The following is a 25,533-nucleotide window of genomic DNA, read 5'->3' as shown; positions in this document are numbered from 1 at the left end:
TTTATTTAAAATTTAAAATTCAACATTTAAAATAACTATTAAAGTCTGCCTTTAAGCGAACTAAAAACCCAAGCATTAGCTAAAAAGCCAACGCCTACGGCTGCAAATCCCCAACCGGCTACATCATCATATCTGAAAGCGCCTAATGCAATAAGCAATAAACCCATTAAAATCATTATTAAAGTAGCCCAACCTAAGACAGTATTTTTATTCATTCCCATATTTAGGTAAATTATAATTTATCACGAAGTTTCAGGAGTGCAAATATCGGTAATTTTAGTCGCTAATTAAATATTTTATAAAGCATTTCTCTTAATAAATCAGATTGTGACATCGCATTTGCACCAACACCTTTACTTTTTACATCAATGTCTCTTAAAGCTCCAACTATTTGACTCACTTTTTTCATGGGATAATTCTTCAAAGCCACATCATATTCTTTCAAAAAGAAAGGGTTTACGCCTAATACTGCCGCTACATTTTTTGGGTTCTTGTCTTTTAATCCGTGGTATTTTAACAAATGGATAAAAAATCCAAACACCAAGCTCGTTGTGACCACCATTGGATTATCTTTTGGATTTTGGGCAAAATTTTCGGCAATCGTATAAGCTTTTAGTTGGTTTCGTTCTCCCAGTGCTTTTCGCAATTCAAAAACATTAAAATCTTTGCTGAAACCTATATTTTCCTCAATATGCTTTGGAGTTATTGTACTTCCAACAGGCAGGATAATCTGTAATTTTTCGAGTTCATTATTTATTTTGCTCAAATCAGTTCCTAAAAACTCCACTAACATGGCATTTGCTTTAGGTTCAATCGAATATTTTTTCCCTGCTAAAACGCGTTTAATCCACTCGCCTACTTGATTTTCGTATAATTTTTTACTTTCATAAACGACACCATGTTTCGCTAATAATTTAGTCAATTTTTTACGTTTATCCAAAGTTTTATATTTGTAACAAAAAACTAAAACGGTAGATGGCATCGGGTTTTCGGCGTAACTTTCTAATTTATCAATTGTCCGAATCAAATCTTGTGCTTCTTTTACAATCACAACTTGACGCTCGGCCATCATCGGATATCTTTTAGCGGTCGAAATAATATCTTCAATTGAAACATCTCTTCCATATAAAACGGTTTGGTTAAAGCCTTTTTCCTCTTCAGTTAAGACTTTTTCCTCAATATAATCAGATAATTTGTCAATATAATAAGGTTCTTCTCCCATCAAAAAATAGATAGGTTTAATAGTGCCGCTTTTTATATCATTTACAATTTTTACAACCTCGTCCATTTTTTATTGTTTAAAGTTTGAAGTTTAAAGTTTGTTGTTTCAATTGAAACTTTAAACTTTAAATTTTAAACTTATTTAATACTTTTGCTTTATGCAAAAACTAAATTTTCAACTTTATAACTTTCGGTTCAAAAATAGCGAAAATAAAGTCTCCATTTTTGATGAAATAAGGAAAAAATTTATCATTCTCACTCCCGAAGAATGGGTTCGCCAGCATGTAGTCCAGTTTTTATTGGAAGAAAAAAAATATCCAAAATCACTGATAAATGTAGAAAAAGTTTTAAAAGTCAATGGCTTACGCAAAAGATACGATATTGTAGTTTTTAATCCTGACGGTTCAATTTTCATTTTAATCGAATGTAAAGCTCCCGAAATAAAAATTGCTCAAGCTACTTTCGACCAAATTGCACGTTATAATATGACGATGCAAGCCCAGTTTTTGATGGTGACTAACGGATTGAATCATTACTTTTGCCAAATGGATTTTGAAAACGAGAAATATGCTTTTCTAGAGAATCTGCCAAATTATAATAGTTAGATTATTAGACTTATTAGATTGTTAGAATCTAATAAGTCTAAAATGTCTAAAAATCTAAAAATCTAAATGAAAATAGCTATTGTCATACTCAATTGGAATGGAGTACAATTATTAGAACAATTTTTACCTTCGGTACTGCAATATTCACCCGAAGCTACTATATATTTAGCAGATAATGCTTCGACAGATGATTCCATTTCATTCGTATTGGCTAATTTCCCTTCTGTCAAAATTGTAAAAAATGACTCCAATTTAGGTTTCGCAGGCGGTTACAATGAAGCGTTAAAACATATTGATGCAGAAATTTATGCTTTGGTAAACTCAGATATTGAAGTTACCGAAAATTGGTTACAGCCTATCCTTAAAACTTTTGAAAGTGAGCCTAAAACTGCTATTATCCAGCCTAAAATATTAGATTTTAAACGTAAAGAATACTTTGAATATGCTGGTGCTGCGGGAGGATTTATAGACAAATATGGTTACCCTTATTGTCGCGGACGTATTTTTGATACTTTAGAAAAAGATAATGGACAATACAATGATGATTGTGAAATATTTTGGGCTTCCGGAGCGTGTTTTTTCATGCGAAGTACGGTTTATAACGAATTAAAAGGTTTTGATGCCGATTTTTTTGCCCATCAGGAAGAGATTGACTTATGCTGGCGTACAAACAATAAAGGATATAAAATTAAATACATTTCGGAATCTATTGTTTATCATGTAGGTGGAGCCACATTACAGCAAGGAAATCCGAAGAAAACTTTTTTAAATTTTAGAAACTCCTTGTTGATGTTGACTAAAAATTTGCCAAAAGACAAGTTATATTGGATTCTATTTTGCCGAATGATTCTGGATGGAATGGCCGGATTGCAATTTATTACGCAAGGAAAAATGAATCATTTTTTAGCGATATTAAAAGCACATGGATCGTTTTATCGGTTGTTTTTAAGTAATTTAAAAAAAAGAGAACAATTTCAGTCTAAAATATACTACAACCAAAAAAGTATCGTTTTTTTATATTTTATTAAAAAGGTTCGAATATTTAAACATTTATTTAACTATTAAATAACTATTAAAAACTAAGTTTGTAATTCACGTCTAATTAAATTAAACATTTTATGAGAAAAATCGTAATCGCCTTATCCGTATTGGCACTTTTAACTTCTTGTGTTTCTAAAAAGAAATATACCGATTTAGAAGCAAAAAATAAAGAAACTCAAGATTTATTGAATTCTGCTACCGTAAAATTAAATTCATGCTTAGAAGAAAAAGCGGGACTTTCTGCTACTGTTGCGGGTTTAAAAGAACACAATCAAACACTAATCAATACATCTAAAGACATGACTGTATTGACTACTAAAGGTGCCGAAAACATTGAGAAAGCTTTAGAAACTATCAAAGAAAAAGATTTAAAAATCAGTAGAATGCAAGATGCATTAACTAAAAAAGACAGCGTTACGCTTGCTGTTGTTACTAGTTTAAAAAGTGCTGTTGGAATTTCTGATCCGGATATCGAAATAAATGTTGAAAAAGGAGTTGTATTTATCTCTATTGCAGACAAATTGTTATTTAAAACTGGAAGTTATGATGTAACTGACAGAGCAAAAGCAGTTTTGGCGAAGGTAGCTAAAGTTGTTAATGACAAACCTGATTTCGAATGTATGATTGAAGGGCACACGGATAGTGTTCCTTACATTGGAAATGGTGTTTTATTGGATAACTGGGATTTAAGTGTGAAACGTTCTACTTCTATTATCCGTGTATTAACGAATCAATTAGGTGTTAAACCGGAACAATTAATTGCTGCGGGAAGAAGTTCATACGTTCCTTTAGTTGCTAATTATTCAGCCGAAAACAGAGCACGTAACAGAAGAACTCGTATTGTTGTATTGCCTAAAATCGATCAATTCTATGATATGATTGAAAAAGAAATGAAAAAACAACAAAAATAATCAGTTGAGAGATTTCATAAAAAAACGTCTTGAGAAATCAAGACGTTTTTTTTATGCATTTATTTATAAAGATATTTAGTATTCATAATCTAAAATCTACAAAATATCCAAACTTCCTTTTCCTTCTCTTACTACAATAGGCTCATCACCAGACAAATCAATAATAGTAGAACCTATATTATCACCATAGCCACCATCAATAACAACATCTACGAGGTTTTGCCATTTCTCAAAAATAAGCTCTGGATCTGTGGTATATTCTATCACATCATCCTCATCGTGAATTGAAGTTGAAACAATAGGATTTCCTAATTGACGAACAATTTCGAGTGCTATTGAGTTATCGGGAACCCGAATTCCGACAGTCGTTTTCTTTTTAAATTCTTTAGGCAAGTTATTGTTTCCAGGTAAAATGAAAGTATATGGACCGGGTAAAGCTCTTTTTAGCAATTTAAAAGTAGCTGTGTCAATTTGCTTCACATAATCGGATATATTGCTCAAATCATGGCAAATGAAGGAAAAATTAGCTTTTTCCAGCTTAATTCCTTTAATCTTGGCAATGCGTTCCAAAGCCTTGGTATTAGTAATATCACAACCCAGACCATAAACGGTATCCGTTGGATAAATCACCAACCCACCTTCTTTTAAAACCTTAACCACTTTGGCAATTGCTGCTTCATTGGGTTTATCTTCGTATATTTTTATAAATTGAGCCATTTTTTTTATTTTATTATTTTTCCGTCACTTCGAGTGATTTTTAATAGTAATGCGACAGCTTTACTATTAAAAATTGTATCGAGAAGCATTTAAAAGTTTATTAGTCCTCGGAATTTCGATAGTTATATAAAACTTTTCTTTGCTAAATTAGGAAGTTTGTCATACTCTTCATTAATCAATGCTTCTTTTTTTACTCTTGACCATTTTTTAATTTTTTTCTCAATATCTATTGCAAAATTAATATCTGTAAATTTACAATAATAAACCAGTTCAATAGGTCTTTTGTTTGTGGCATAACAATCCGGATAGAAACCTGTTTCGTGCTGAAAAAGTCTTTGGGTTAAATTACTTGTAACTCCAGTATAATAAGAATTGTCAGAACATTTTAAAATATATACGTAAGACTGTTTCATATTATTTCTTCACAATAATAATTTTTGTTAAAATAGTTCTCGATACATTTTTTGTTCCGTTTCTCTCCACAAAAAACACTCGAACAGACGTGAAAAAACCTTGAATACTATCCTATAATATCCAGTTTTGCAAATCGCAATAATAATTTTTTAATTCCGCCCACTTCAAACTTGATTTCCGCTTTTTTATCAGCGCCAACGCCTTCCATGTTGATAACTTGCCCTTTTCCAAATCGTTCGTGCATCACTATATTTCCGGCAACCAGTTTATTATCAAATAAATTAGCAGCTCCTGAAGATGCATTTGTATTGGACATTGGTTTCAGTTTCCTAACGTTTATATCTGCTTTGGGTTCGTTATTTGTAACCTGTTTTGGTGGTGTACTTCCTATTGGTTTTGCCAAACGCAATTTGGATTTATCCACATCACCAAAAATATCACTGTCAATCATTGGTTTATAACGATAATTATTCTCCGGTGGTGTCATATATTCTAAATACTGACTGTCGATTTCCTCAATAAAACGCGAAGGTTCACTATCAGTCAATTTTCCCCAACGGTAACGCGATTGCGCATAGGTCAAATACGCTTGATGTTCCGCTCTTGTCAAAGCTACATAAAATAAACGTCTTTCTTCTTCCAGTTCGCTTCTGGTACTCATACTCATGGCACTAGGAAATAAATCCTCTTCCATTCCTACCACAAAAACGTGAGGGAATTCCAATCCTTTAGCCAAGTGAATCGTCATTAATGCCACACGATCTTCATCGCTGGTATCTTTATCTAAATCTGTTGCCAAAGCCACATCTTCCATAAACTCAGCTAATGCACCTCGAGCACCGTCAACTTCTTTTTGTCCTTCAGTAAAATCCTTGATACCGTTTAATAATTCTTCGATATTTTGGATTTTAGCCATTCCTTCCGGAGTCGCATCTTTCTTTAATTCTTGTACCAATCCTGTTTTTTTGGCAACATGATCAGCAAGATAAAAAGCATCCTGATTTTCATTTATGGCTTGAAAACTCTGAATCATAGTCACAAAATCAAGAAGTTTCTGTTTTGTTCCCGAGTTTAATTTTAAGTCGATTCGTTCAATGTTTTGCATCACTTCAAATATCGAACGCTTGTAATGATTAGCGGCAATTGTTAATTTTTCAATTGTTGTATTCCCAATTCCACGAGCCGGATAATTGATTACGCGAACCAAAGCTTCCTCATCTTTTGGATTGATTACCAATCGTAAATAACACAGCACATCCTTCACTTCTTTTCTTTGATAAAAAGAAAGCCCACCATATATTCGGTATGGAATGTCTCTCTTTCTCAAAGCATCTTCCATCGCACGAGATTGTGCATTAGTACGATACAAAATAGCAAATGCGCCGTTTGGCAACTGATTTTGCATTTTTTGCTCCCAAATGGTACTTGCCACGAAACGACCTTCCTCGTTATCCGTTAAACTGCGGTGTACTTTTATTTTTGGACCAAAATCATTGGCTGTCCAAACTATTTTATCAAGTTTAACTTTATTTTTATCGATGATAGTATTCGCCGCTTCCACAATGTTTTTTGTCGAACGGTAATTCTGTTCCAATCGAAAGGTTTTCACCCCTTCATAATCTTTTTGGAAATTCAGGATGTTGTTGATATTGGCACCTCGAAACGCATAAATACTTTGTGCATCATCACCTACCACGCAAATATTCTGAAATTTATCTGATAACGCTCTAACAATTAAATATTGTGAGTGATTCGTATCTTGGTACTCATCGACTAATATGTAACGGAAACGGTTTTGATATTTCGCTAAAACTTCCGGGAAACGAGTCAGCAACTCATTGGTTTTTAATAATAAATCATCAAAATCCATCGCTCCCGCTTTGAAACACCGGTCTACATAATTTTGATAAATTTCGCCCATTCGAGGCTTTTTAGACATCGCATCGGCTTCTTGTAAATCAGGATCATTGAAATAGGCTTTTACCGTAATCAAACTATTTTTGAAATTAGAAATCCTGCTTAAAACCTGTTTTGGTTTGTACACATCTCTATCCAATTGCATTTCTTTGATAATTCCAGAAATGGCCCGAAGTGAATCTTGAGAATCGTAAATGGTAAAATTCGAAGGATAGCCCAAATGTTCCGCCTCAGAACGAAGAATTCGAGCAAAAACCGAGTGAAAAGTTCCCATCCAAAGGTTTTTAGCTTCGCCAGCACCTACAATATCAGAGATACGTTTTTTCATTTCTCGTGCTGCTTTGTTGGTAAAAGTCAGCGAAAGAATGCTAAATGCGTCTATTCCCTGATGCATCAAATAAGCAATTCTGATAGTCAAAACCCGCGTTTTACCGGAACCAGCTCCTGCAATAATGATCATAGGACCGTCTTTTTGTAAAACGGGTTCGCGTTGCGCTTCGTTAAGTTGATCGATATATTTATGCATGGAAATTTTTAAATTATATTATGCAAAAATAGCGATTTTGAATGAGGTTTTTAGTACCAAAAATCAACAATTGACTAATTCATTTTACAATTGTTTTTAATAAGATATTCTGTATTTATTATTTAAAAAACACATCATAAGCAAAACGGATTAATGTACCGATTACAACCACCAAAAAGAAAATTCGAATAAAACTATTTCCTTTGTTTATAGCTAGTTTTGCTCCAATCCATCCACCAAAAGCATTACTAGCAGCCATTGGCAGTGCTATTGCCCAAATGATTTTACCTTTCAAAATAAACAGACAAATAGAACCAAAGTTCGTCGATAGATTCACCATTTTAGCATTTGCGGAAGCATGCAAAAAATCGAATCCCATAATAGCGATAAATGCAACCACAAGAAAGCTACCTGTTCCAGGACCAATAAATCCATCGTATAAGCCAACTACAAAACTGATTCCTATAGCATTTAAGATTTGTGTTCTGGGAGAATGTGTTTTTTCAATATGTTGCCCAAAATTTTTCTTTGCGTAGGTATAAACTACTAAAAATGAAAGCACAACAAGTAATAATGGCTTCATGAAATCATTACTTACATACGTCAATAATGTAGAACCTAAAAATGCAGACGGAAAAGCCAAAAGCATCATAATTCCTAGCAATTTCCAGTTCATATCAACCTTTTTAAGATATTGATAGGCTGCAAAAGAAGTACCGCTAAAAGCAGGAACTTTCAAGGTTCCAATTACTGTTGAAACTGGTAAATTAGGCAATAATATCAAGCCCATAGGTGTTTGTATCAGTCCGCCGCCGCCTACAATCGCATCTATAAATCCTGCAGCAAAAGCGGCTAAACAAAGTAAAACCAATATGTACGTTTCCATTCTAATTGTCGATATTAAATAATCCGGAAGAAATGGTAAAAATACTATTCGAATTGCTTTATTGCTAATAAAATCAAGTTGATTTGTAGTCAAAAAAGTATATTTTTGCTTTACTAAATTTTAAAATAAAAATGGAATCATTACCAATTATAGAATTATTAAGTTATACTTTACCAGCAGTTGTTACAGGGGTTGTGGCCTATTATTTTTTTGATCTACATACCAAAAACGAAGAAGGAAGACGCCGTTATTTATTAAACAAAGAGGCACAAAAAAACGCTTTGCCCTTGCGCTTACAAGCATTTGAACGCATGACATTGTATATGGAACGAATCAATCCTACCAAATTATTGATTCGAATTTCTCCTCTTTCACAGGATAAAAATGATTATGAAAATCTTATAATTGCACAAATCGAACAGGAGTTTGAACATAATTTGACACAGCAAATTTATATGTCTGATGAATGTTGGACCATTATTGTAACAGCAAAAAATGCTACCATTCAAATGATTCGCAAAGCAAATATGAGTGATCGTGTGGATAGTGCGGACAAATTGCGTGAAGTGCTTTTGAATGATTTAATGGAAAAACAATCTCCAAGTAATGCTGCTTTAGCGTATATCAAAAATGAAGTTGGACAATTGTGGTAGGATATTAGTACCATTTCTTAAATGAACTTTTATTCTTTCAATAATCGATTCAATTGAAATTGCTCAATTTCATTTAAATTAAGCAAAATTCTTTCGAATGAAACTCTCATTTCCTTATTTTTAAGCAGTTTCCTGATACTATCCCTTCCAAATTTCGAAAATTGCCACATATGATGTGTGGTTGCATTGACTAAATTTTGTAATACTTCGTCATTGATTATATTAAAAGCAAGTAGTTTCTCTAAAGCATTTTGTCTTGTATTAGCTTCATAATTTGATGATGAATAATTGATTAATTCGTTTATCAAAGCTTCTTTATCAGTACCATAATCATCCGTGGATAATGCCAGAGACAACCAAAGTGTTCTTAAATTATAATCATTGAAACCTTGCCAATTTTTTGACTTATCTAAATATTCAGTGCGCTTCCCAGGAAAATTATTCCACAAATTATATAACGCAATTTCCTGTGTTTGATAGGACATATCGTCGAGTAAAGTTTCATATTGTGTTCTAAAACTTTCTGGAATTTCATTTAATGATGCCGCAACTGCTTGGCGAACTTGTACGTTTTTAGTAGCCAAAGCCAGGCTTAAAAGTGCGACTTTATCTTCGAATTTCTCTAGTTTTAATTGATTAACAATTGCTTCTTTAACCGCAAAATAAACATCCGATTGTAACGTTTTCGCGAAAAAATCTTCTTTCTCAGACAACGGTTTATTTTTTAATTTTTCTACTTCAAATAACACTTGAATTGATTTATTTTTATTCAACAAAATATTAGCCTGTTGCGTATTAAAAACAGTTGATTCAAGCCATACTTTACTAAATTTATTCAAGTTATAATCAGATACTTTTTTTATTTCCGCAAAGAAATCTTGTGTATTTACGGTTTCAAACGAATGCTTTTTCAAGTAACTTTTTACAGCTTTTTTAAATGCTTTATCTCCTATTGCTTCGTGTAAAACAAAAAGTGCCCAAGCGCCTTTTTGATAGAAAGACAACGAACTCGCTTTGGCATTCAAAACAGGAATTGTATCGCTTCTGGAAGCAAATTTTAATTGTTGAGCCGATTCATATAATTTGGAATAAAAATAATCTTCCCCGTAAATTTCCTTCTCAGCCAGTAACGCATAATAGGTTGCAAACCCTTCCTGCAGCCAATGGTGTTTACTGCTTTCGGCAGTGACCAAATTTCCAAACCATTGGTGCGCCAATTCATGTGCATTTACATTGGTATAACTTCGATCTTCAAAAGCTATAGAATCTACCACATAGCGCGTAGAAAATAATGTTGCTGAAGTATTTTCCATTCCGGCGTACAAAAATTCCCGAACAGGAGCTTGTTTATAAATTCCCCAAGGATACTTTACTCCTATTTCTTTTTCCAAAAAATTAAATAATTCCTTAGAATAGCGATAGGTGGGTTCAAATTTAGATTTGTCTTTCGGTTCATAATACATTTCTAATGGAATCCCCGAATTTGAACTTTGTATTTGTTTTTCAAATTTCCCGATGGCAAGCATTAGCAAATAAGAACTCATTGGTTTTTGCATGTTAAATTTCCAATAGGTCATCGAATTGTTATTTACTTTGCTTTTTAAAAATCCGTTTGAAATCACTTGGCATTTTGAATCAACAACTACTTCCAAACTAAAAATCACTTTCTCCTTAACATCATCAAAACTTGGAAGCCAATTGCTGGTATTTTTTCCTTGTCCCTGCGTCCAGATTTGCACATTATCTTTTTCCTCAGAGCCAACAAAATATAGCGCTTGCTTAGGTTTAGCAACATAATTGAAACTAATGTTATTGGTTCCTTTTTTAAAAGCTGAAATCAATAGAATTTGCTTTCCATCAGTAGTAAATTGAATTTGTTTCTGATTCAATTCTACATCGGTAAAATTCATATTTTGCGCATCGATTTTAATGGTATCTATAGGATTTAAAACATCAAACCAATAACTAACCGCTCCTCTTACGGATTTGTCTTTCGGATTAATTGTTATTTGTCCTTGAACGATTTTGAAATCTACAGATTTGGTTTGCTGTGCGAATGTTATGGCAGATAGTAAGAGGAAAATATATTTCATGGATTCCAAAAGTTAAAACTAGGATTCCCAAAGTTACAAAGGTTTCCCAAACTAATAGTGCAAATTTTGTAAGTTTACCCCCAGAAAACCTCAATACACTACCATTGAAAAAGAAAGCCCTATTTAATTGGAGCAGCGGAAAAGATTCTGCGCTTGCCTTATATAAAACATTACAAAATTCTGAATTCGATATTACCTGTTTGCTTACCAGCGTAAATCAACAATTTCAACGCATTTCGATGCACGGCGTTCGGGTAGAATTATTAGAAGAACAAGCGCAAAGTATTGGATTACCGCTTGAAATCATGCAAATTCCCGAAATGCCTACAATGGAAGTCTATGAAAAAGTCATGCGGGAAACATTGACAAAACTAAAAGAGCAAGATGTTACACATTCGATTTTTGGAGATATATTTCTGGAAGATTTACGTAAATACAGAGAAGACAAATTAGCCGAAATAGGTTTTGAAGGCATTTTTCCGCTTTGGAAAATTCCAACGAAAGATTTGATTCAGGAATTTATTAGCTTAGGATTTAAAACAATTGTCGTTTGCGTCAACGAACAGTTTCTGAACAAAAGCTTTGTTGGAAGAATTATCGACCAAGATTTTATCAACGATTTACCAGAAAACGTTGATGTTTGTGGTGAAAATGGTGAGTTTCATACGTTCACTTTTGACGGCCCGATTTTCTCTAAACCCATAGATTTCGAAATTGGCGAAATCGTTTATAGAAAATACGAAAAACCAAAAGAAGAAGATTCCTCAAATACCGCTTGCGACACGAGCGCTACTGATGCGTTTGATTATGGATTTTGGTATTGTGATTTGATTAAAAAATAATCAATCTATTCTTTCAGGTAGCTAAAAAAAATTACCGCTAATTCGCAAATTCAAAATAAATCCTAACTTTTAAAATTGGCGAATTAGCGGTTTAAATATCCTCTAAAATCTTTATTGGCTTAGCGCTCCTCGTACATTTTCAGCAATTGCGTCACTGTATTCCAGTTCCTGATTGTTGCGGTAACATTCAGTTTTTTCTCAATGTATTTTTGATCAAATCTAGTCTTTCCGGCTCCAACAGCGTATTTAATAAAAATTCTGCTACCGTCAATACTGGCTTCATCCGGCTTGAACTGACTAATTTTTAAATCATTCATACTGGTGCTTTGCAACGTAGTAGAAATAAACGCAACATATAACTTTTTTGTATCAATATCTTTTTCCTTTAAGAAAGGATTATTCTTGAAACACGCTTCTAAATCTGCGGAACTAATAACCACAACTGGCACTTCATGACCAAAAGCCTTGAAAATTTCCTGCTTGATTTTGAAACCAACAGCCGCAGGATTTTCCTCCTCAATATCTACAAAAACATTTCCTGATTGAATATACGTTTGCACATTTTGAAAACCAATGGCTTCCAAAGTCGTTTTTAGCGCCTCCATTTTTATCATACTGTGACCTGAAACGTTGATGCCGCGAAGCAATGCGAGATGAGTTGTCATTATTATGGTGTTTTGTTTTTGCGAAGATATTGTGTTTTGAGGAAATTTAAAACTTTAGTTTAGTATCTCATTACTTTATAATAAACTATTAATTTTAAATAAAGAAATCTTAGAAAATTAATAAACACTTAGAGCGAGGATTAGTCGACTGTGATTATTATTCTTTTGGCGCAAACCCTTTTTCCTTTAGATCACTATATACTTTTTCTCCAATCTCTTTCCCCCAAGTTTGTCCAACTTGCATTGATTCTTTTACAACTAACGGCATTGTAGATATTACTTTCTTTCCTAAAGAGGACTGATAAAATTCAGATAATTGTTTTATTTCTGATTCAGTATAATATTTGTCATAAATTGGAATAATCAAATTTATTAGAGTGTCAGAATTCATTTCTTTTAAAAAATCATCCCAAAATTCAACAGGTACGTTAGGATAACTTTTTTTAAAGCTATTAATCATATTTTGTCCAACTTGGACTCCTAATTTTCCAGAACCAGTTAATTCAAGAAGGTTTTTAATATTATCTTTTTTTGATGAAGATTGTGAAAATCCGCTTGTGAGAAGCCCACATAAAAATAGTGTAATTGAAAATCGTTTCATTTAATTATTATATTTATAATTAGGATCAGTAATATGTTTAAATGAAAACATATCAAATGAATAATACAATTCATTTCTCAAATATACATATTTTCCTACTCTATTTCTAAACAATCCCATTTCCAAATTTCCAAACAAAAAACTATCTTCGCTTTTTCTTAATTGAAAGATTAAATTATTTAAACATCTAAAGATTTTATAGCTTTTTAAATCACATATCTAAAAGTCTAATAATCCAGCAGTCAAATAATCCAAATGAGCAACCTCCTACTCACTCCAATAGAATACCTAAAAGGCGTTGGTCCCAATCGGGGCGAATTGCTGCGCAAGGAATTGGGGATTTATAAGTATCAGGATTTGGTTAATTTTTTTCCCAATAGATATATTGACAGGACGCGGTACTACAAGATTAACGAACTGCAAAACAATATTGCCGAAGTTCAGATTATCGGTAAAATCATCAACATTAAAACCGTTGAATTTGGTCGAAACCAAAAACGATTAGTAGCGACTTTTGTGGATGATACGGGACAAATGGAACTCGTTTGGTTTCAAGGTCACAAATGGATTCGGGAGAGTTTAAAGTTGAATGAAATGTGTGTGATTTTTGGTAAATGCACGTCTTTTGGGAATGCTTTCAATATGGCGCATCCCGAAATCGAACTGATGACCGAGCATGAACAAAGTCTGCGTTCTGCGATGCAACCCGTATATCCTTCGACAGAAACCTTAACAAATCGGGGGATTTCAAACCGGGTGATTAATAAATTGATGCAGCAATTGTTTCTGGAAACGCAGGCATTATTTACAGAAACCTTGCCGGATTATTTAATCAACGAACTGAAGCTGATTCCTAAAAAAGCAGCTTTATTCAACATTCATTTTCCAAAAAGCGCTGATGTTTTGGCGAAAGCCAAATTCCGATTAATTTTCGAAGAATTGTTCTTTATTCAGTTGCAATTAATCACGAAGAATCTCATCAGGAAACATAAGATAAAAGGACATCCGTTTGCAATTGTAGGCGAAAATTTCAATGATTTTTATCAGCATCATTTGCCTTTTCAATTGACAAATGCCCAAAAAAGAGTCATTAAAGAAATCCGAACGGACATGGGTAGCAACGCCCAAATGAACCGATTGCTGCAAGGCGATGTAGGTTCCGGGAAAACAATTGTGGCTTTTATGAGCATGCTTTTGGCACTTGATAATGGTTTCCAAGCGTGCTTGATGGCTCCTACAGAAATCTTGGCTAATCAGCATTTCATTGGTTTATCCGAATTGGCAGAAACCTTAAATATCAATATCAGAATATTAACGGGTTCGACTAAAATAGCACAACGCAGAATTATTCATGAAGAACTGGAAAACGGTACGTTACACATTCTTATCGGAACGCATGCTTTATTGGAAGACAAAGTAAAATTTAAGAATTTAGGACTCGCTGTAATTGATGAACAACACCGTTTTGGTGTAGAACAACGCTCTAAATTGTGGAAGAAAAATGTGATTCCGCCACACGTTTTGGTGATGACCGCCACCCCTATTCCACGAACTTTGGCGATGAGTTTGTATGGCGATTTAGACATTTCTGTAATTGATGAATTGCCTCCGGGACGAAAACCGATTCAAACCGTTCACCGATTTGACAGCAACAGATTGAAAGTTTGGAAATTCCTTCGAGACGAAATTGCTTTGGGAAGACAAATCTATATTGTGTATCCGCTCATCCAAGAATCAGAAAAAATGGATTTCAAGGATTTAATGGACGGTTACGAAAGTATTTCAAGAGATTTTCCGTTGCCACAATATTCGATTTCCATATTGCACGGAAAGATGAAACCTGCAGATAAAGATGCTGAAATGAAACGTTTTTCGGAAGGAAAAACCAATATTATGGTCGCCACAACCGTTATTGAGGTCGGTGTCAATGTTCCTAACGCCAGTGTGATGATTATAGAAAGTGCCGAACGGTTTGGATTGTCGCAATTGCATCAGCTTCGCGGCCGCGTGGGTCGTGGTGCAGAGCAAAGTTATTGCATCCTGATGACGAGCCATAAATTGAGTTCCGACAGTAAAACCCGAATGGAAACGATGGTGCAGACCAATGATGGCTTCGAAATTGCCGAAGTAGACTTAAAACTTCGTGGTCCTGGCGATTTGATGGGAACGCAACAAAGTGGTGTACTAAACCTTCAGATTGCAGATTTAGTTCGAGATAGAGATACTTTGGCATTAGCCAGAAATTACGCTTTAAAATTACTCAAGGAAGATGCGGGCATGCAAAAACCGGAGCATACTAATTTGCGAGCTGTTTTTATCGAAATGACCAAAAAGAAAAACATCTGGAATTACATTAGTTAAGCTACTTTATATATTTTCTTTAAACTATATAAGAAATACAAATTCATGTACCTTTTCACTAGTAAAAAAGCATAGCAGTTCTTATTGGATAAATCAATTCAGTAGTTCCTCTTTCCTGAAATAAATTCTCCAAAAACATTTTTTTTAGATTTACGGGTTAAACCAATGCCGTTTTTATCAGTCTAATAAATTCTAACAATTGGAGTCATTTTATATTATTTGTCATTCAAAATTTTCTTAATGTTAATGTTTGTATGTACAAACGTTAAATAAAAATCAACAAAACAAATATTCCCAATAGTAAAACCTAGTTTTGTTAAATCAATCATAAATAGTATTCTTTAACACAATATTACCTTCATCTCATGAAAATAAAATACCTAGTTTATACCTTATTAACCGCTGGAATCATTGGATTTATTGGTTACCGAATTAATGCAAATAAAAGCGAAAATGAAGCAGGAAATGATAAAGGTGGAAAAGACAAACCTATTAGTGTAAACGGGATTATTGTTCATACGCAAACCTTTGATAATAATCTATCGCTTTCTGGTTCTATTGAAGCAAATGAACAAGTTGAAATAAGAAGCGAAGTTTCTGGTATTGTTGAAGGTATCTATTTTCAGGAAGGCAGTAATGTCAGTAAGGGACAAGTGCTGTTTAAAGTAAATGATATTGAACTGAGAGCACAACTGAGACAAATGACCACTAAAGAAGGTCTAGCTTCTGAAAACGAAAGAAGAGCCAAATTATTATTGCAAAAAGAGGCCATAAGTCAAGAAGAATATGACATTGCAAAAGCTGATTTAAAATCGGCACAATCTCAAAGTCAACTTATTAAAGCACAAATTTCAAAAACATCAGTAAGAGCACCATTTTCAGGAAAAATAGGATTGCGTTCTATTTCGCCAGGAACTTATATTACACCAACTATTCTTGTGGCTAAATTGGTCAATATTGGCAAACTAAAAATTACTTTTTCGATTCCTGAAAAATACGCAACTCAAGTAAAAACCAATACCCAATTAACATTTACTGTCGCAGGTTCTTCTGAAAAATTTACAGCTCGAGTGTATGCAATCGAGCCAGGAGTAGAAGTGGCAACAAGAACTTTACAAGTTCGAGCAATTGCAGAAAACAAAAACGGAAAATTATTACCCGGAACATTTGCTAATGTTGAATTGCCTTTGGACATCATCAAAGATGCCATCGTAGTTCCTACAGAAGCAATTATTCCGGTACAAAACGGGAAAAAAGTTTTCATCTCAAGCAATGGAATGGCTAAAGAAGTAATGATTGAAACTGCAACAAGAACTGATGCTTCTATTTTAGTCCTTTCAGGCTTAAAAGCGGGAGACACTGTTATTACAAGTGCCGTAATGACCTTAAAAGACGAAACTCCTGTAAAAGTAACAATCATAAAATAGATTTAAGATCTCCCATTAACAATAGCGATCATAATTCTAAAAATTAGCTATAAAAAAACTAAAATTTAAATGAGTTTATCTACCACAAGTATAAGAAGGCCCGTATTTACCATTGTCATTAATTTAGCAATTGTATTGTTTGGTCTTATTGGATATAGTTTTTTGGGAGTTCGAGAATTTCCATCGATTGACCCGGCCCAAATTTCGATTCGGACAAACTATGCCGGAGCCAATTCAGATATTATTGAATCCCAAATTACTGAACCTCTTGAAAAAGCCATTAACTCCATTGATGGAATCAGAAACGTAACTTCTTCAAGTGCTCAGGGAAGCAGTAATATTACAATCGAATTTAATTTAGATAAAAATCTTGAAGAGGCGGCCAATGATGTACGTGATAAAGTTTCACAAGCAGTAAGAAACTTACCACAAGATATTGACGCTCCCCCAGTTGTTTCTAAGGCAGATGCCAATGGTGAGGCCATTATTTCGATGACGGTACAAAGTGATACCAGAAATGCATTGGAACTTAGCGATTATGCCGAAAATGTAATTTCGCAACGATTAGAAACGATTCCAGGAGTAAGTGGTGTTCAAATTTGGGGACAAAAAAGATACGCAATGCGCTTGTGGATTGACCCAGTGAAATTAGCGTCTTATGGCTGTACGATTTCGGATGTTCGAGATGCGTTGAATAAACAAAATGTGGAACTCCCTTCAGGAAAATTGACAGGAAAAAACACGGAACTTACCGTTAAAACAGTTGGAAATCTATCCAAACCTGAAGAATTCAACAACATCATTATACGTTCAGTTGGTGAAAAAGTAATTCGCTTAAGCGACATAGGAACAGCAAGTCTAGGTCCTGAAAATACCGAAACTCAAATGACACAATCAGGCACGCCTTTAGTTGGTGTGGCTATTGTGCCACTTCCCGGAGCTAATTATTTAGATATCTCTGCCGCTTTTTATAAAGAATTCGAAAAATTAAAAAAAGACTTACCTAAAGATATTAAGTTAAATATCGCCATCGACAATACCATATTTGTAAAAAAATCAGTTATTGAAGTAGCCGAAACTTTAGGGATTTCTATCATTTTGGTAATTTTAATTATCTATTTATTCTTTAGAGATTGGGCTATTGCTTTCAGACCTTTAATTGATATTCCCGTTTCGTTGATTGCAACATTCTTTATTATGTGGCTTTTTGGGTTTTCGATAAATGTATTGACTTTACTGGCGATTGTTCTTGCTACTGGTCTTGTGGTCGATGATGGAATTGTGGTAACCGAAAATATTTTCAAGAAAGTAGAAGAAGGCATGACACCTATTGAAGCAGCTATAAAAGGATCTAATGAAATATTTTTTGCAGTAATTTCAATATCGATAACCTTAGCCGCTGTATTTTTACCTGTAATTTTCCTCGAAGGATTTGTTGGGCGGTTGTTTAGGGAATTCGGTGTGGTTATTGGTGCTGCAGTACTAATTTCAGCATTTGTATCATTGACCTTAACCCCTATGTTGAATGCCTATTTGATGAAAGGTGGCGAACAAAAAAAATCAAAATTCTATATTCGTACAGAACCATATTTTGAAAAATTAAACAGTAGTTACGCTAATTCATTGAAGCGTTTCATGAAAAGGAAGTGGTTGAGTTTTCCCATTTTGATTGCTTGTTTTGGACTGATTTATTTGTTTTTCAATATTTTGCAAAAAGAAACTGCCCCATATGATGACCGTAGTGGATTTGTAATGCGAATGTCAACTCCTGAAGGATCTACCTATGAATATACCGATCGTTTCATGCAGGAAATGTCAAAATTAGTAGATGATTCCATTCCTGGAAAAAAAGTGAGTTTAGTGATTACTTCACCTGGATTTGGATCTTCATCTGTGAATAGTGGATTTATTCGGGTTTCTTTGGTAGAACCAAACGAAAGAAAGGATTCCCAAAAAGAGATTGCACAAAAATTGACTAAATGGTCCAAACAATATCCTGATGCAAAAACCTCAGTAATTGAACAACCTACGATTGCTGTAAACAGACGTGGAGGTTTACCGATTCAATATATTATTCAAGCTCCAAACTTTGAGAAATTAAGAGAAAAAATTCCATTGTTTATGGATGAAGTAGGTAAAAATCCAACTTTTGCAGTAAGTGATGTGAATTTAAAATTTAACAAACCTGAAGTTAACGTAAGCATAAATAGAGAAAAAGCGGAGAGTTTAGGAATATCCGTAATTGATATCGCGCAAACCTTGCAACTTTCTTTAAGTGGCCAACGTTTTGGTTACTTTATGAGAAATGGAAAGCAATATCAGGTAATTGGGCAGTTTAATCAAGAAGACCGTTCAAAACCATTGGATTTAACCTCGATGTATGTAAAAAATAATAAAGGGGAATTAATACAAATGGATAATGTGGTTAGTATTGAAGAAAAAAGTAATCCTCCGCAATTGTATCATAATAACCGCTATATGTCTGCAACTATTTCGGCAGGTCTTGCTCCTGGCAAAAGTATCAGCGATGGAATTGATGCGATGAATGAGATAAAAGCCAAAGTTTTAGACGATACTTTCACAACCGATTTAGGTGGAGAATCTAGAGATTTTGTAGAAAGTAGCTCAAATACTTCTTTTGCTTTTGGTTTAGCATTATTACTTATATTTTTGATTCTAGCAGCACAATTTGAAAGTTTTATTGATCCTTTCATTATCATTTTAACTGTACCAATGGCAGTTGCCGGGGCATTATTTTCGTTATGGCTTTTTGGTCAAACCTGGAATATTTTCAGCCAAATTGGAACTGTAATGTTAATTGGTTTGGTAACCAAAAATGGAATTCTGATAGTAGAATTTGCGAATCAGCTGCGAGAACAGGGAAAATCAAAAATTGATGCTATTTTAGAAGCATCAGAAGCGAGATTACGTCCAATTTTAATGACCAGTTTGGCTATTTCATTAGGAGCATTGCCTATTGCAATGTCACTTGGTGCTGCTTCAACCAGCAGAATTGGGATGGGAGTTGTTATTGTAGGTGGAACTATTTTCTCTTTAGTTTTAACCTTATTCGTTATTCCTGCCATGTATTTAATGTGGTCTAAAGCCAGAAAACATTACCCTGAATTTGATCATATTGAAGAATATGAAAAAGGAGTAAAATAATTTAAATGAAACATAGTTCATTTAGATAAAACTGATTTACTGTTTTTTTTAAATTTAAAATTAACTACTAAGTACGTTTTTCAAAATTAATTCGTGGAATAAAAATATAATTATGATGAACACTAAAATTCTATTTCAAAGTATCATTTTAATACTTTTTTGTGTTATAAAAACTAATGCTCAAGAAGTATTAACGATTGAAGATGCTGTAAAAATTGCATTGGAAAACAATTATGAAATCAAAATTGCATCAAACAATTTATTGATTGACAAAACCAACGTAAGTTCTGGAAATGCAGGAATGTTGCCAAAAGCGACAGCTACAATTACTGATAATAATGGTATTCAAAACATTTCACAAACACGTTCAGACGGGACCGTGAATAAACTTGATAATGCTAAAAACAATAGTTTGACTTATGGGGTGGGATTAGATTGGACTGTTTTTGACGGATTCAAAATGTTTGCAAAAATGGACCAATTGAAACAGTTACAGAAATTGGGTGAAGCACAATTAAAACTAACCATAATTACAAAAATAAGCGATGTTCATGCTACTTATTTTGATTTGGTTCAACAACAACAGCAATTATCTGCTTTAGATTCTACAATAGTTATTTCAAACCAGCGATTGACTTTGGCTCAGAACCGATTCACAATTGGGAAAGCATCAAAATTGGAAGTTTTAAATGCGCAAGTCGATTTAAATACTGATAAAGTGACCTTACTGAGGCAAAAGGAATTATTGGCTAATACTAAAATTCAATTGAATCATATACTTGCACGAGATGCTAAAATTGATTTCAAAGTGGTGGATTTAATTGTAGTAGATAATACACTAGTATTAGCTGAATTAAATGCTTTAGCTGAAAAGCAAAATCCACAATTAGAAACACAAATTATCAATAAGAATGTTGTTGAATTACAATTGAAGCAAATAAAAGCAGGACGCTATCCAACAGTGAAACTAAATACCGGATATAATTTTTCTGAAAGTCAATCCAGTCTTGGTTTTACCACACAATCTTCATCAAGGGGACTCAATTATGGTTTTAGCGCTTCCTTGAATTTATTTGATGGATTTGCACAAAACCGAAACGAGAAAATTAGCCAGATTCAAATTGACAATTCTAAAATAGCGATCGATCAACAAAATCAGATTCTAAATTCACAGTTGGCAACTTCCTATCAAACCTATTTGACAAATTTAGAACTGATAACTTTAGAAGAAAAAAATGAAGCTATTGCCAAACAAAATCTGAATATTACATTGGATAAATTTAGAATAGGAACCATAACTACTTTAGAATTTAGAACCGCGCAATTGAATTATGTCAATGCAAAAGTGCGTTACAACGATGCGCAATTTCAAGCAAAATTATCTGAAATTGCTTTGAAAGAATTAGCTGGAACTATTGTTTTTTAATTTAAATTTAGAAAAAAATTAGCCTAAATGATTTCATACAATACTAAGGATTGGTTTACATTTATTTTTCGTTTTCATAAGGCAGATACCTTTAGAACTTTGTTTCCGGTAATGCTTGCTATAGGCGTTTACTCAGGAATTATTGGTTATCTGGAAGTTGAATATTGGCAATTAGCTGACAATAGCTACATTAAGAATATTACTATCATGCACGGAATGTTGGGTTTTGTGATTTCGTTATTATTAGTTTTTAGAACTAATACTGCTTATGACCGTTGGTGGGAAGGCCGCAAAATGTGGGGAGCTTTAGTCAATAACAGTCGTAATTTTGCCATCAAATTATCGGTAATCTTACAGGATGAAAAAGATCGCAATTATTTTAGAAAAATGATTCCCAGTTATGCTTCCATTTTGCACAAACATTTGAATGATGCAGATACCAGTAAGCAATTATTTGATGGTGTAGATTTAGAAATTGACCATCATAAACACAAACCCAATCAGGTAGCAAAAATGCTATTTCAAAAAATCAATGATTTATATACTTCAAAGAAAATAACCGGTGACCAATTGATCATTTTAAATGCTGAAGTACTATCCTTTACTGAAATTTGTGGCGCTTGCGAAAGAATCAAAAACACGCCTATACCCTACTCTTACAGTGCTTTTATTAAAAAATTCATCTTCTTTTATGTAATGACTTTACCTTTTGGCTATTCATTCAGCCTTGGTTATTATGTGGCACCAGTTGTTGTTTTTATCTTTTATGTTTTGGCTAGTTTAGAATTAATTGCCGAGGAAATCGAAGATCCTTTTGGGACTGATGAAAATGATTTACCCACTCATAAAATTGCCGAAAACATAAAGAAACATGTGGAAGAATTAATTTAAAATTTGTTAAACTGTGTGACTGTTCTAATTATTTTCATTAAATTTAAACTTTGTCTTTATCAAGTTTGAAACTATGAATAACAATCGTGCTTTAATAAATCCGCCTCATTTATCAAATGAGAAATCATTGAAAACATTAGTTGAAAACAGAACTGTTTATTCTTTAAACCATTGTGAGCTAAATCTTTTTGAAACCTATGAATCTTCTACGTTAGTTCCTTTGAAGTTTAATGATTTAGTGGTAACAAGCATGTTACGAGGCAAAAAAATAATGCATCTTTTTGATGATCCCAGTTTTGAATATTTACCAGGAGAAACGGTCGTTATTCCTTCGAATGTAGAAATGAAAATTGATTTTCCAGAAGCTACAAAAAGTAATCCTACACAGTGTTTGGCTTTGGCGATAGACCAAACTAAAATTACTGATACATTACAATTCTTAAACGAACGCTATCCAAAAGAAGGCAATACACAATTCTGGCAATTGAATTATCAAAATTATTTTTTTTATAACAATGTAGAATTAGCGACAACAATTAATAAATTAATAAAAGAATGCATGAGCACTTCAATTACCAAAGATGCTTTAGCTGATTTGACTTTGCAGGAATTATTAATTCGTATTATTCAAACGCAAACTGCAAAAGCAATTGATGATGGTCTTTTTACAGATCCAAAAAATCCTATCACTCAAGTGGTCGAATTCATCCGATTGAATTTAAAAGAAAATATCAGCATGAAAAATTTGAGCGAAAAAGCATGTATGAGTACCACTTCTTTCTATAGACTTTTTAAAAGAGAATTAGGCATGAGTCCGATAGAATTTGTAATTAGCGAAAAAATAAGATGTGCTAAACAATTATTGAAAAATCCAACCATACAAATTAATGAAGTGTGCTATTTATCTGGTTTTGAAGATTCCAATTATTTTATTCGTTTGTTTAAAAAGTACGAAGGAATTACTCCAAAACAGTATCAGTTATTGTATGTAAATTAATTTATTCAATGTATTTTAAAGTCTCGAGTGTTTGCTCCTCTTCTGGCGTAAAAATGCGATATTCAATTCGGAATGTTTTTTTTAATGGGGTTTCAAGTGAAAATCCACCCACTCCAAAAGCATCAATTACATCCAAAGTAAAATGTGCATGTTTCCAATATTCGAATAAGTCCTTATCTACCCAAAATTCAGTATTTTCGATTGTACCAATACAAACATCTCCCATTCGCTGGTAGAAACCTCCTTTTTCAAAACATTGTGGCTGTGTTCCTTCACAACAACCTCCTGCTTGATAAAACATCAAATCGCCATGTTTTTCCTGCAATATTTTAATTAATTCTATTGCTTTTTCTGTAGCTTCGAGTCTTTTTGTCATTTTTTTAAATTTAAAAATAAAACCTGACAAATTATACAATCTGCCAGGTTTAAGATTAACCAATAATCTGTAACTACTAAAAGAAACCTAATTTCTTTTTATCATAAGAAATCAACATATTTTTTGTCTGACGGTAATGTCCAAGCATCATTTTATGATTTTCACGACCAATTCCGGATTGTTTGTATCCTCCAAAAGGAGCGCCAGCAGGATATGAATGATATTGATTTATCCAAACACGTCCGGATTGAATAGCTCTCGGAACCTGATAAATTTCGTGCGCATCACGCGTCCAAACTCCAGCTCCTAAACCATACATAGAATCGTTTGCAATTGCAATAGCTTCTTCAGTTGTTTTAAAAGTGGTAACCGCTAAAACTGGCCCGAATATTTCTTCTTGAAAGATACGCATTTTATTATGCCCTTTGAAAAGAGTTGGTTTAATATAATAACCTCCTGAAAGGTTACCCTCTAAATGGTTTTCTTCCCCACCAATTAACAGCTCCGCACCTTCTTCTTTTCCTAATTTAATATAGCTTAGAATCTTTTCTTTTTGAACTAATGAAGTCTGCGCCCCCATCATAGTAGTTCTATCCAATGGGTTTCCTAATTTTATTGCTGCAGTTCTTTCAATAACTCGGGCAATAAATTTTTCATAAATATCTTCATGAACCAGTAAGCGAGAGGGGCATGTACAAATTTCCCCTTGATTTAAAGCGAACATTACGGCGCCTTCAATCGCTTTATCAAAGAAATCATCATCAGCATCTCCTACAGATTTCATAAAAATATTAGGGGATTTCCCGCCTAACTCTAACGTAACTGGAATAATATTTTCGGTAGCATATTGCATCACTAAACGGCCAGTTGGTGTAGAACCAGTAAATGCAGCTTTTGATACTTTTTTATTCGTCACTAAAGTTCTTCCAAGCTCAGCTCCAAAACCATTTACAATATTTACAACGCCTGGAGGAAGAATATCACCTATCAATTCCATCAAAACTAAAATTGAAATTGGCGTACTTTCAGCAGGTTTCAAAACTACAGTATTTCCTGCTGCCAATGCCGGAGCCAGTTTCCAAACCGCCATTAAAATAGGGAAATTCCAAGGAATAATTTGTGCAATTACACCCAAAGGTTCACTCAAAGCGATAGATACCGTCTGAGAATCCAGCTCAGCAATTGAACTTTCCTCTGCACGAATTACACCAGCAAAATATCTGAAATGGTCTATTGCTAATGGAATATCAGCAGCTAAAGTTTCTCGGATTGCTTTACCATTATCTATAGTTTCAACGGTAGCAATATATTCAAGATTATCTTCAATAACTTGCGCTATTTTATTCAATAAATTACTACGTTCAGTAACGGATGTTTTTCCCCAAGTTTGAAAAGCTTCATGAGCATGGTCAACAGCCAAATCAATGTCAACTTTAGTCGAATGTGCAGCTCTTGTAAATACTTTTCCATCAATTGGAGAAACTACGTCAAAATATTGTCCTCCTATAGGCGCAACAAATTTACCTCCTATATAATTATCATACGTTGCCTTAAATTCAGGTCTTTTTACTATATTATCCATGTCTTAATAAATTTAATTTTATCAAAAATAGTCTCCTATTTATTATTAGAATAGCACAATTCATTCAACTAGTAGCATTAAATTTTCATATATGTTTTTTTAACGTTATTTTATTATTTTATTCATATATATTCATACCGAATATTGTCAAATTGTCATTTTTAAGACCATTGAAATGTGGCGAATCAGTTATAAAAAACCAAAAAAATTGTTTCT

22 protein-coding genes are annotated in these 25,533 nt (G+C 33.4%); 11 read left to right on the top strand and 11 right to left on the bottom strand.

Going from position 1 to position 25,533, the window contains the following annotated elements; all coding sequences use genetic code 11:
• Positions 1–38: 38 nt before the first annotated feature.
• Entirely contained in the window at positions 39–221 is a 183-nt protein-coding gene (locus tag T410_RS12560) for a CAL67264 family membrane protein (protein WP_035672247.1), read from the bottom strand.
• 62 nt (positions 222–283) lie between these two features.
• Positions 284–1,288: a DNA polymerase III subunit delta gene (gene holA / locus T410_RS12555; RefSeq protein ID WP_035672245.1), complete on the bottom strand. Its 1,005-nt coding sequence runs from the start codon at positions 1,286–1,288 to the stop codon at positions 284–286.
• 91 nt (positions 1,289–1,379) lie between these two features.
• On the opposite strand from holA, the gene T410_RS12550 reads away from it, so the two are divergent.
• From T410_RS12550 to T410_RS12540, 3 genes are all read left to right on the top strand, one after another.
• Complete coding sequence (locus T410_RS12550; protein ID WP_035672242.1) at positions 1,380–1,826, top strand: type I restriction enzyme HsdR N-terminal domain-containing protein; 447 nt, start codon at positions 1,380–1,382, stop codon at positions 1,824–1,826.
• Between the two features lie 66 nt (positions 1,827–1,892).
• Positions 1,893–2,891: a glycosyltransferase family 2 protein gene (locus tag T410_RS12545; protein ID WP_035672239.1), complete on the top strand. Its 999-nt coding sequence runs from the start codon at positions 1,893–1,895 to the stop codon at positions 2,889–2,891.
• Between the two features lie 53 nt (positions 2,892–2,944).
• The gene (locus T410_RS12540) at positions 2,945–3,778 is read left to right on the top strand and encodes an OmpA family protein (RefSeq protein ID WP_035672237.1); all 834 of its coding nucleotides are present in this window, start codon (positions 2,945–2,947) and stop codon (positions 3,776–3,778) included.
• 96 nt (positions 3,779–3,874) lie between these two features.
• On the opposite strand, the gene T410_RS12535 is transcribed toward T410_RS12540, so the two are convergent.
• The 4 genes from T410_RS12535 to T410_RS12520 form a co-directional block, all read right to left on the bottom strand.
• Positions 3,875–4,495, bottom strand: coding sequence for an L-threonylcarbamoyladenylate synthase (locus tag T410_RS12535; protein ID WP_035672234.1), 621 nt, complete (start codon positions 4,493–4,495; stop codon positions 3,875–3,877).
• 122 nt (positions 4,496–4,617) lie between these two features.
• Positions 4,618–4,908: a GIY-YIG nuclease family protein gene (locus T410_RS12530; RefSeq protein WP_035672233.1), complete on the bottom strand. Its 291-nt coding sequence runs from the start codon at positions 4,906–4,908 to the stop codon at positions 4,618–4,620.
• Positions 4,909–5,015: 107 nt separating this feature from the next.
• Entirely contained in the window at positions 5,016–7,352 is a 2,337-nt protein-coding gene (locus T410_RS12525; RefSeq protein WP_035672232.1) for an ATP-dependent helicase, read from the bottom strand.
• 118 nt (positions 7,353–7,470) lie between these two features.
• Positions 7,471–8,238, bottom strand: a complete 768-nt coding sequence (locus tag T410_RS12520) for a TSUP family transporter (protein WP_035674523.1) — start codon at positions 8,236–8,238, stop codon at positions 7,471–7,473.
• Between the two features lie 131 nt (positions 8,239–8,369).
• Here T410_RS12520 and T410_RS12515 point away from each other — a divergent pair, with 131 nt between their 5' ends.
• On the top strand, positions 8,370–8,891 hold the full coding sequence (locus T410_RS12515; RefSeq protein WP_035672229.1) for a hypothetical protein: 522 nt from the start codon (positions 8,370–8,372) through the stop codon (positions 8,889–8,891).
• A gap of 29 nt (positions 8,892–8,920) precedes the next feature.
• On the opposite strand, the gene T410_RS12510 is transcribed toward T410_RS12515, so the two are convergent.
• Positions 8,921–10,984: a M1 family metallopeptidase gene (locus T410_RS12510; protein WP_035672228.1), complete on the bottom strand. Its 2,064-nt coding sequence runs from the start codon at positions 10,982–10,984 to the stop codon at positions 8,921–8,923.
• A 104-nt stretch (positions 10,985–11,088) separates the two neighbouring features.
• Here T410_RS12510 and T410_RS12505 point away from each other — a divergent pair, with 104 nt between their 5' ends.
• Entirely contained in the window at positions 11,089–11,826 is a 738-nt protein-coding gene (locus T410_RS12505; protein ID WP_035672226.1) for a diphthine--ammonia ligase, read from the top strand.
• A 119-nt stretch (positions 11,827–11,945) separates the two neighbouring features.
• Here T410_RS12505 and T410_RS12500 read toward each other — a convergent pair whose 3' ends face one another.
• Both T410_RS12500 and T410_RS12495 read right to left on the bottom strand, forming a co-directional pair.
• Positions 11,946–12,491: a DUF1697 domain-containing protein gene (locus T410_RS12500; protein WP_035672223.1), complete on the bottom strand. Its 546-nt coding sequence runs from the start codon at positions 12,489–12,491 to the stop codon at positions 11,946–11,948.
• 157 nt (positions 12,492–12,648) lie between these two features.
• Positions 12,649–13,092 carry a DUF2059 domain-containing protein gene (locus T410_RS12495; protein ID WP_035672221.1) on the bottom strand — a complete coding sequence of 148 codons (444 nt, stop codon included), beginning with the start codon at positions 13,090–13,092 and terminating at the stop codon, positions 12,649–12,651.
• Positions 13,093–13,347: 255 nt separating this feature from the next.
• Between T410_RS12495 and recG the strand changes: the two genes are divergently transcribed.
• The 6 genes from recG to T410_RS12465 all read left to right on the top strand — a co-directional run bounded on the left by recG (position 13,348) and on the right by T410_RS12465 (position 23,359).
• Positions 13,348–15,453, top strand: coding sequence for an ATP-dependent DNA helicase RecG (gene recG, locus T410_RS12490; protein WP_035672219.1), 2,106 nt, complete (start codon positions 13,348–13,350; stop codon positions 15,451–15,453).
• Between the two features lie 365 nt (positions 15,454–15,818).
• Positions 15,819–16,880, top strand: coding sequence for an efflux RND transporter periplasmic adaptor subunit (locus tag T410_RS12485; protein WP_035672218.1), 1,062 nt, complete (start codon positions 15,819–15,821; stop codon positions 16,878–16,880).
• 69 nt (positions 16,881–16,949) lie between these two features.
• Entirely contained in the window at positions 16,950–20,045 is a 3,096-nt protein-coding gene (locus T410_RS12480) for an efflux RND transporter permease subunit (RefSeq protein ID WP_035672216.1), read from the top strand.
• Positions 20,046–20,160: 115 nt separating this feature from the next.
• Positions 20,161–21,471 (top strand): TolC family protein, encoded by a 1,311-nt coding sequence (locus tag T410_RS12475; protein ID WP_035674521.1) that lies wholly within the window; start codon positions 20,161–20,163, stop codon positions 21,469–21,471.
• A gap of 27 nt (positions 21,472–21,498) precedes the next feature.
• The gene (locus tag T410_RS12470; protein ID WP_035672213.1) at positions 21,499–22,362 is read left to right on the top strand and encodes a bestrophin family protein; all 864 of its coding nucleotides are present in this window, start codon (positions 21,499–21,501) and stop codon (positions 22,360–22,362) included.
• A 73-nt stretch (positions 22,363–22,435) separates the two neighbouring features.
• Positions 22,436–23,359 (top strand): AraC family transcriptional regulator, encoded by a 924-nt coding sequence (locus T410_RS12465; RefSeq protein WP_035672211.1) that lies wholly within the window; start codon positions 22,436–22,438, stop codon positions 23,357–23,359.
• A 1-nt stretch (position 23,360) separates the two neighbouring features.
• Here the strand turns inward: T410_RS12465 and T410_RS12460 are convergent, their stop codons facing one another.
• Together T410_RS12460 and T410_RS12455 are read right to left on the bottom strand one after the other, a co-directional pair.
• The gene (locus T410_RS12460) at positions 23,361–23,735 is read right to left on the bottom strand and encodes a DUF779 domain-containing protein (protein WP_035672209.1); all 375 of its coding nucleotides are present in this window, start codon (positions 23,733–23,735) and stop codon (positions 23,361–23,363) included.
• A gap of 76 nt (positions 23,736–23,811) precedes the next feature.
• On the bottom strand, positions 23,812–25,317 hold the full coding sequence (locus T410_RS12455; protein WP_035672207.1) for an aldehyde dehydrogenase family protein: 1,506 nt from the start codon (positions 25,315–25,317) through the stop codon (positions 23,812–23,814).
• Positions 25,318–25,533 lie beyond the last annotated feature (216 nt).

This window comes from Flavobacterium sp. 83, assembly GCF_000744835.1.
Classification (GTDB): domain Bacteria; phylum Bacteroidota; class Bacteroidia; order Flavobacteriales; family Flavobacteriaceae; genus Flavobacterium.
This window is presented reverse-complemented; position numbering and strand designations above follow the sequence as displayed.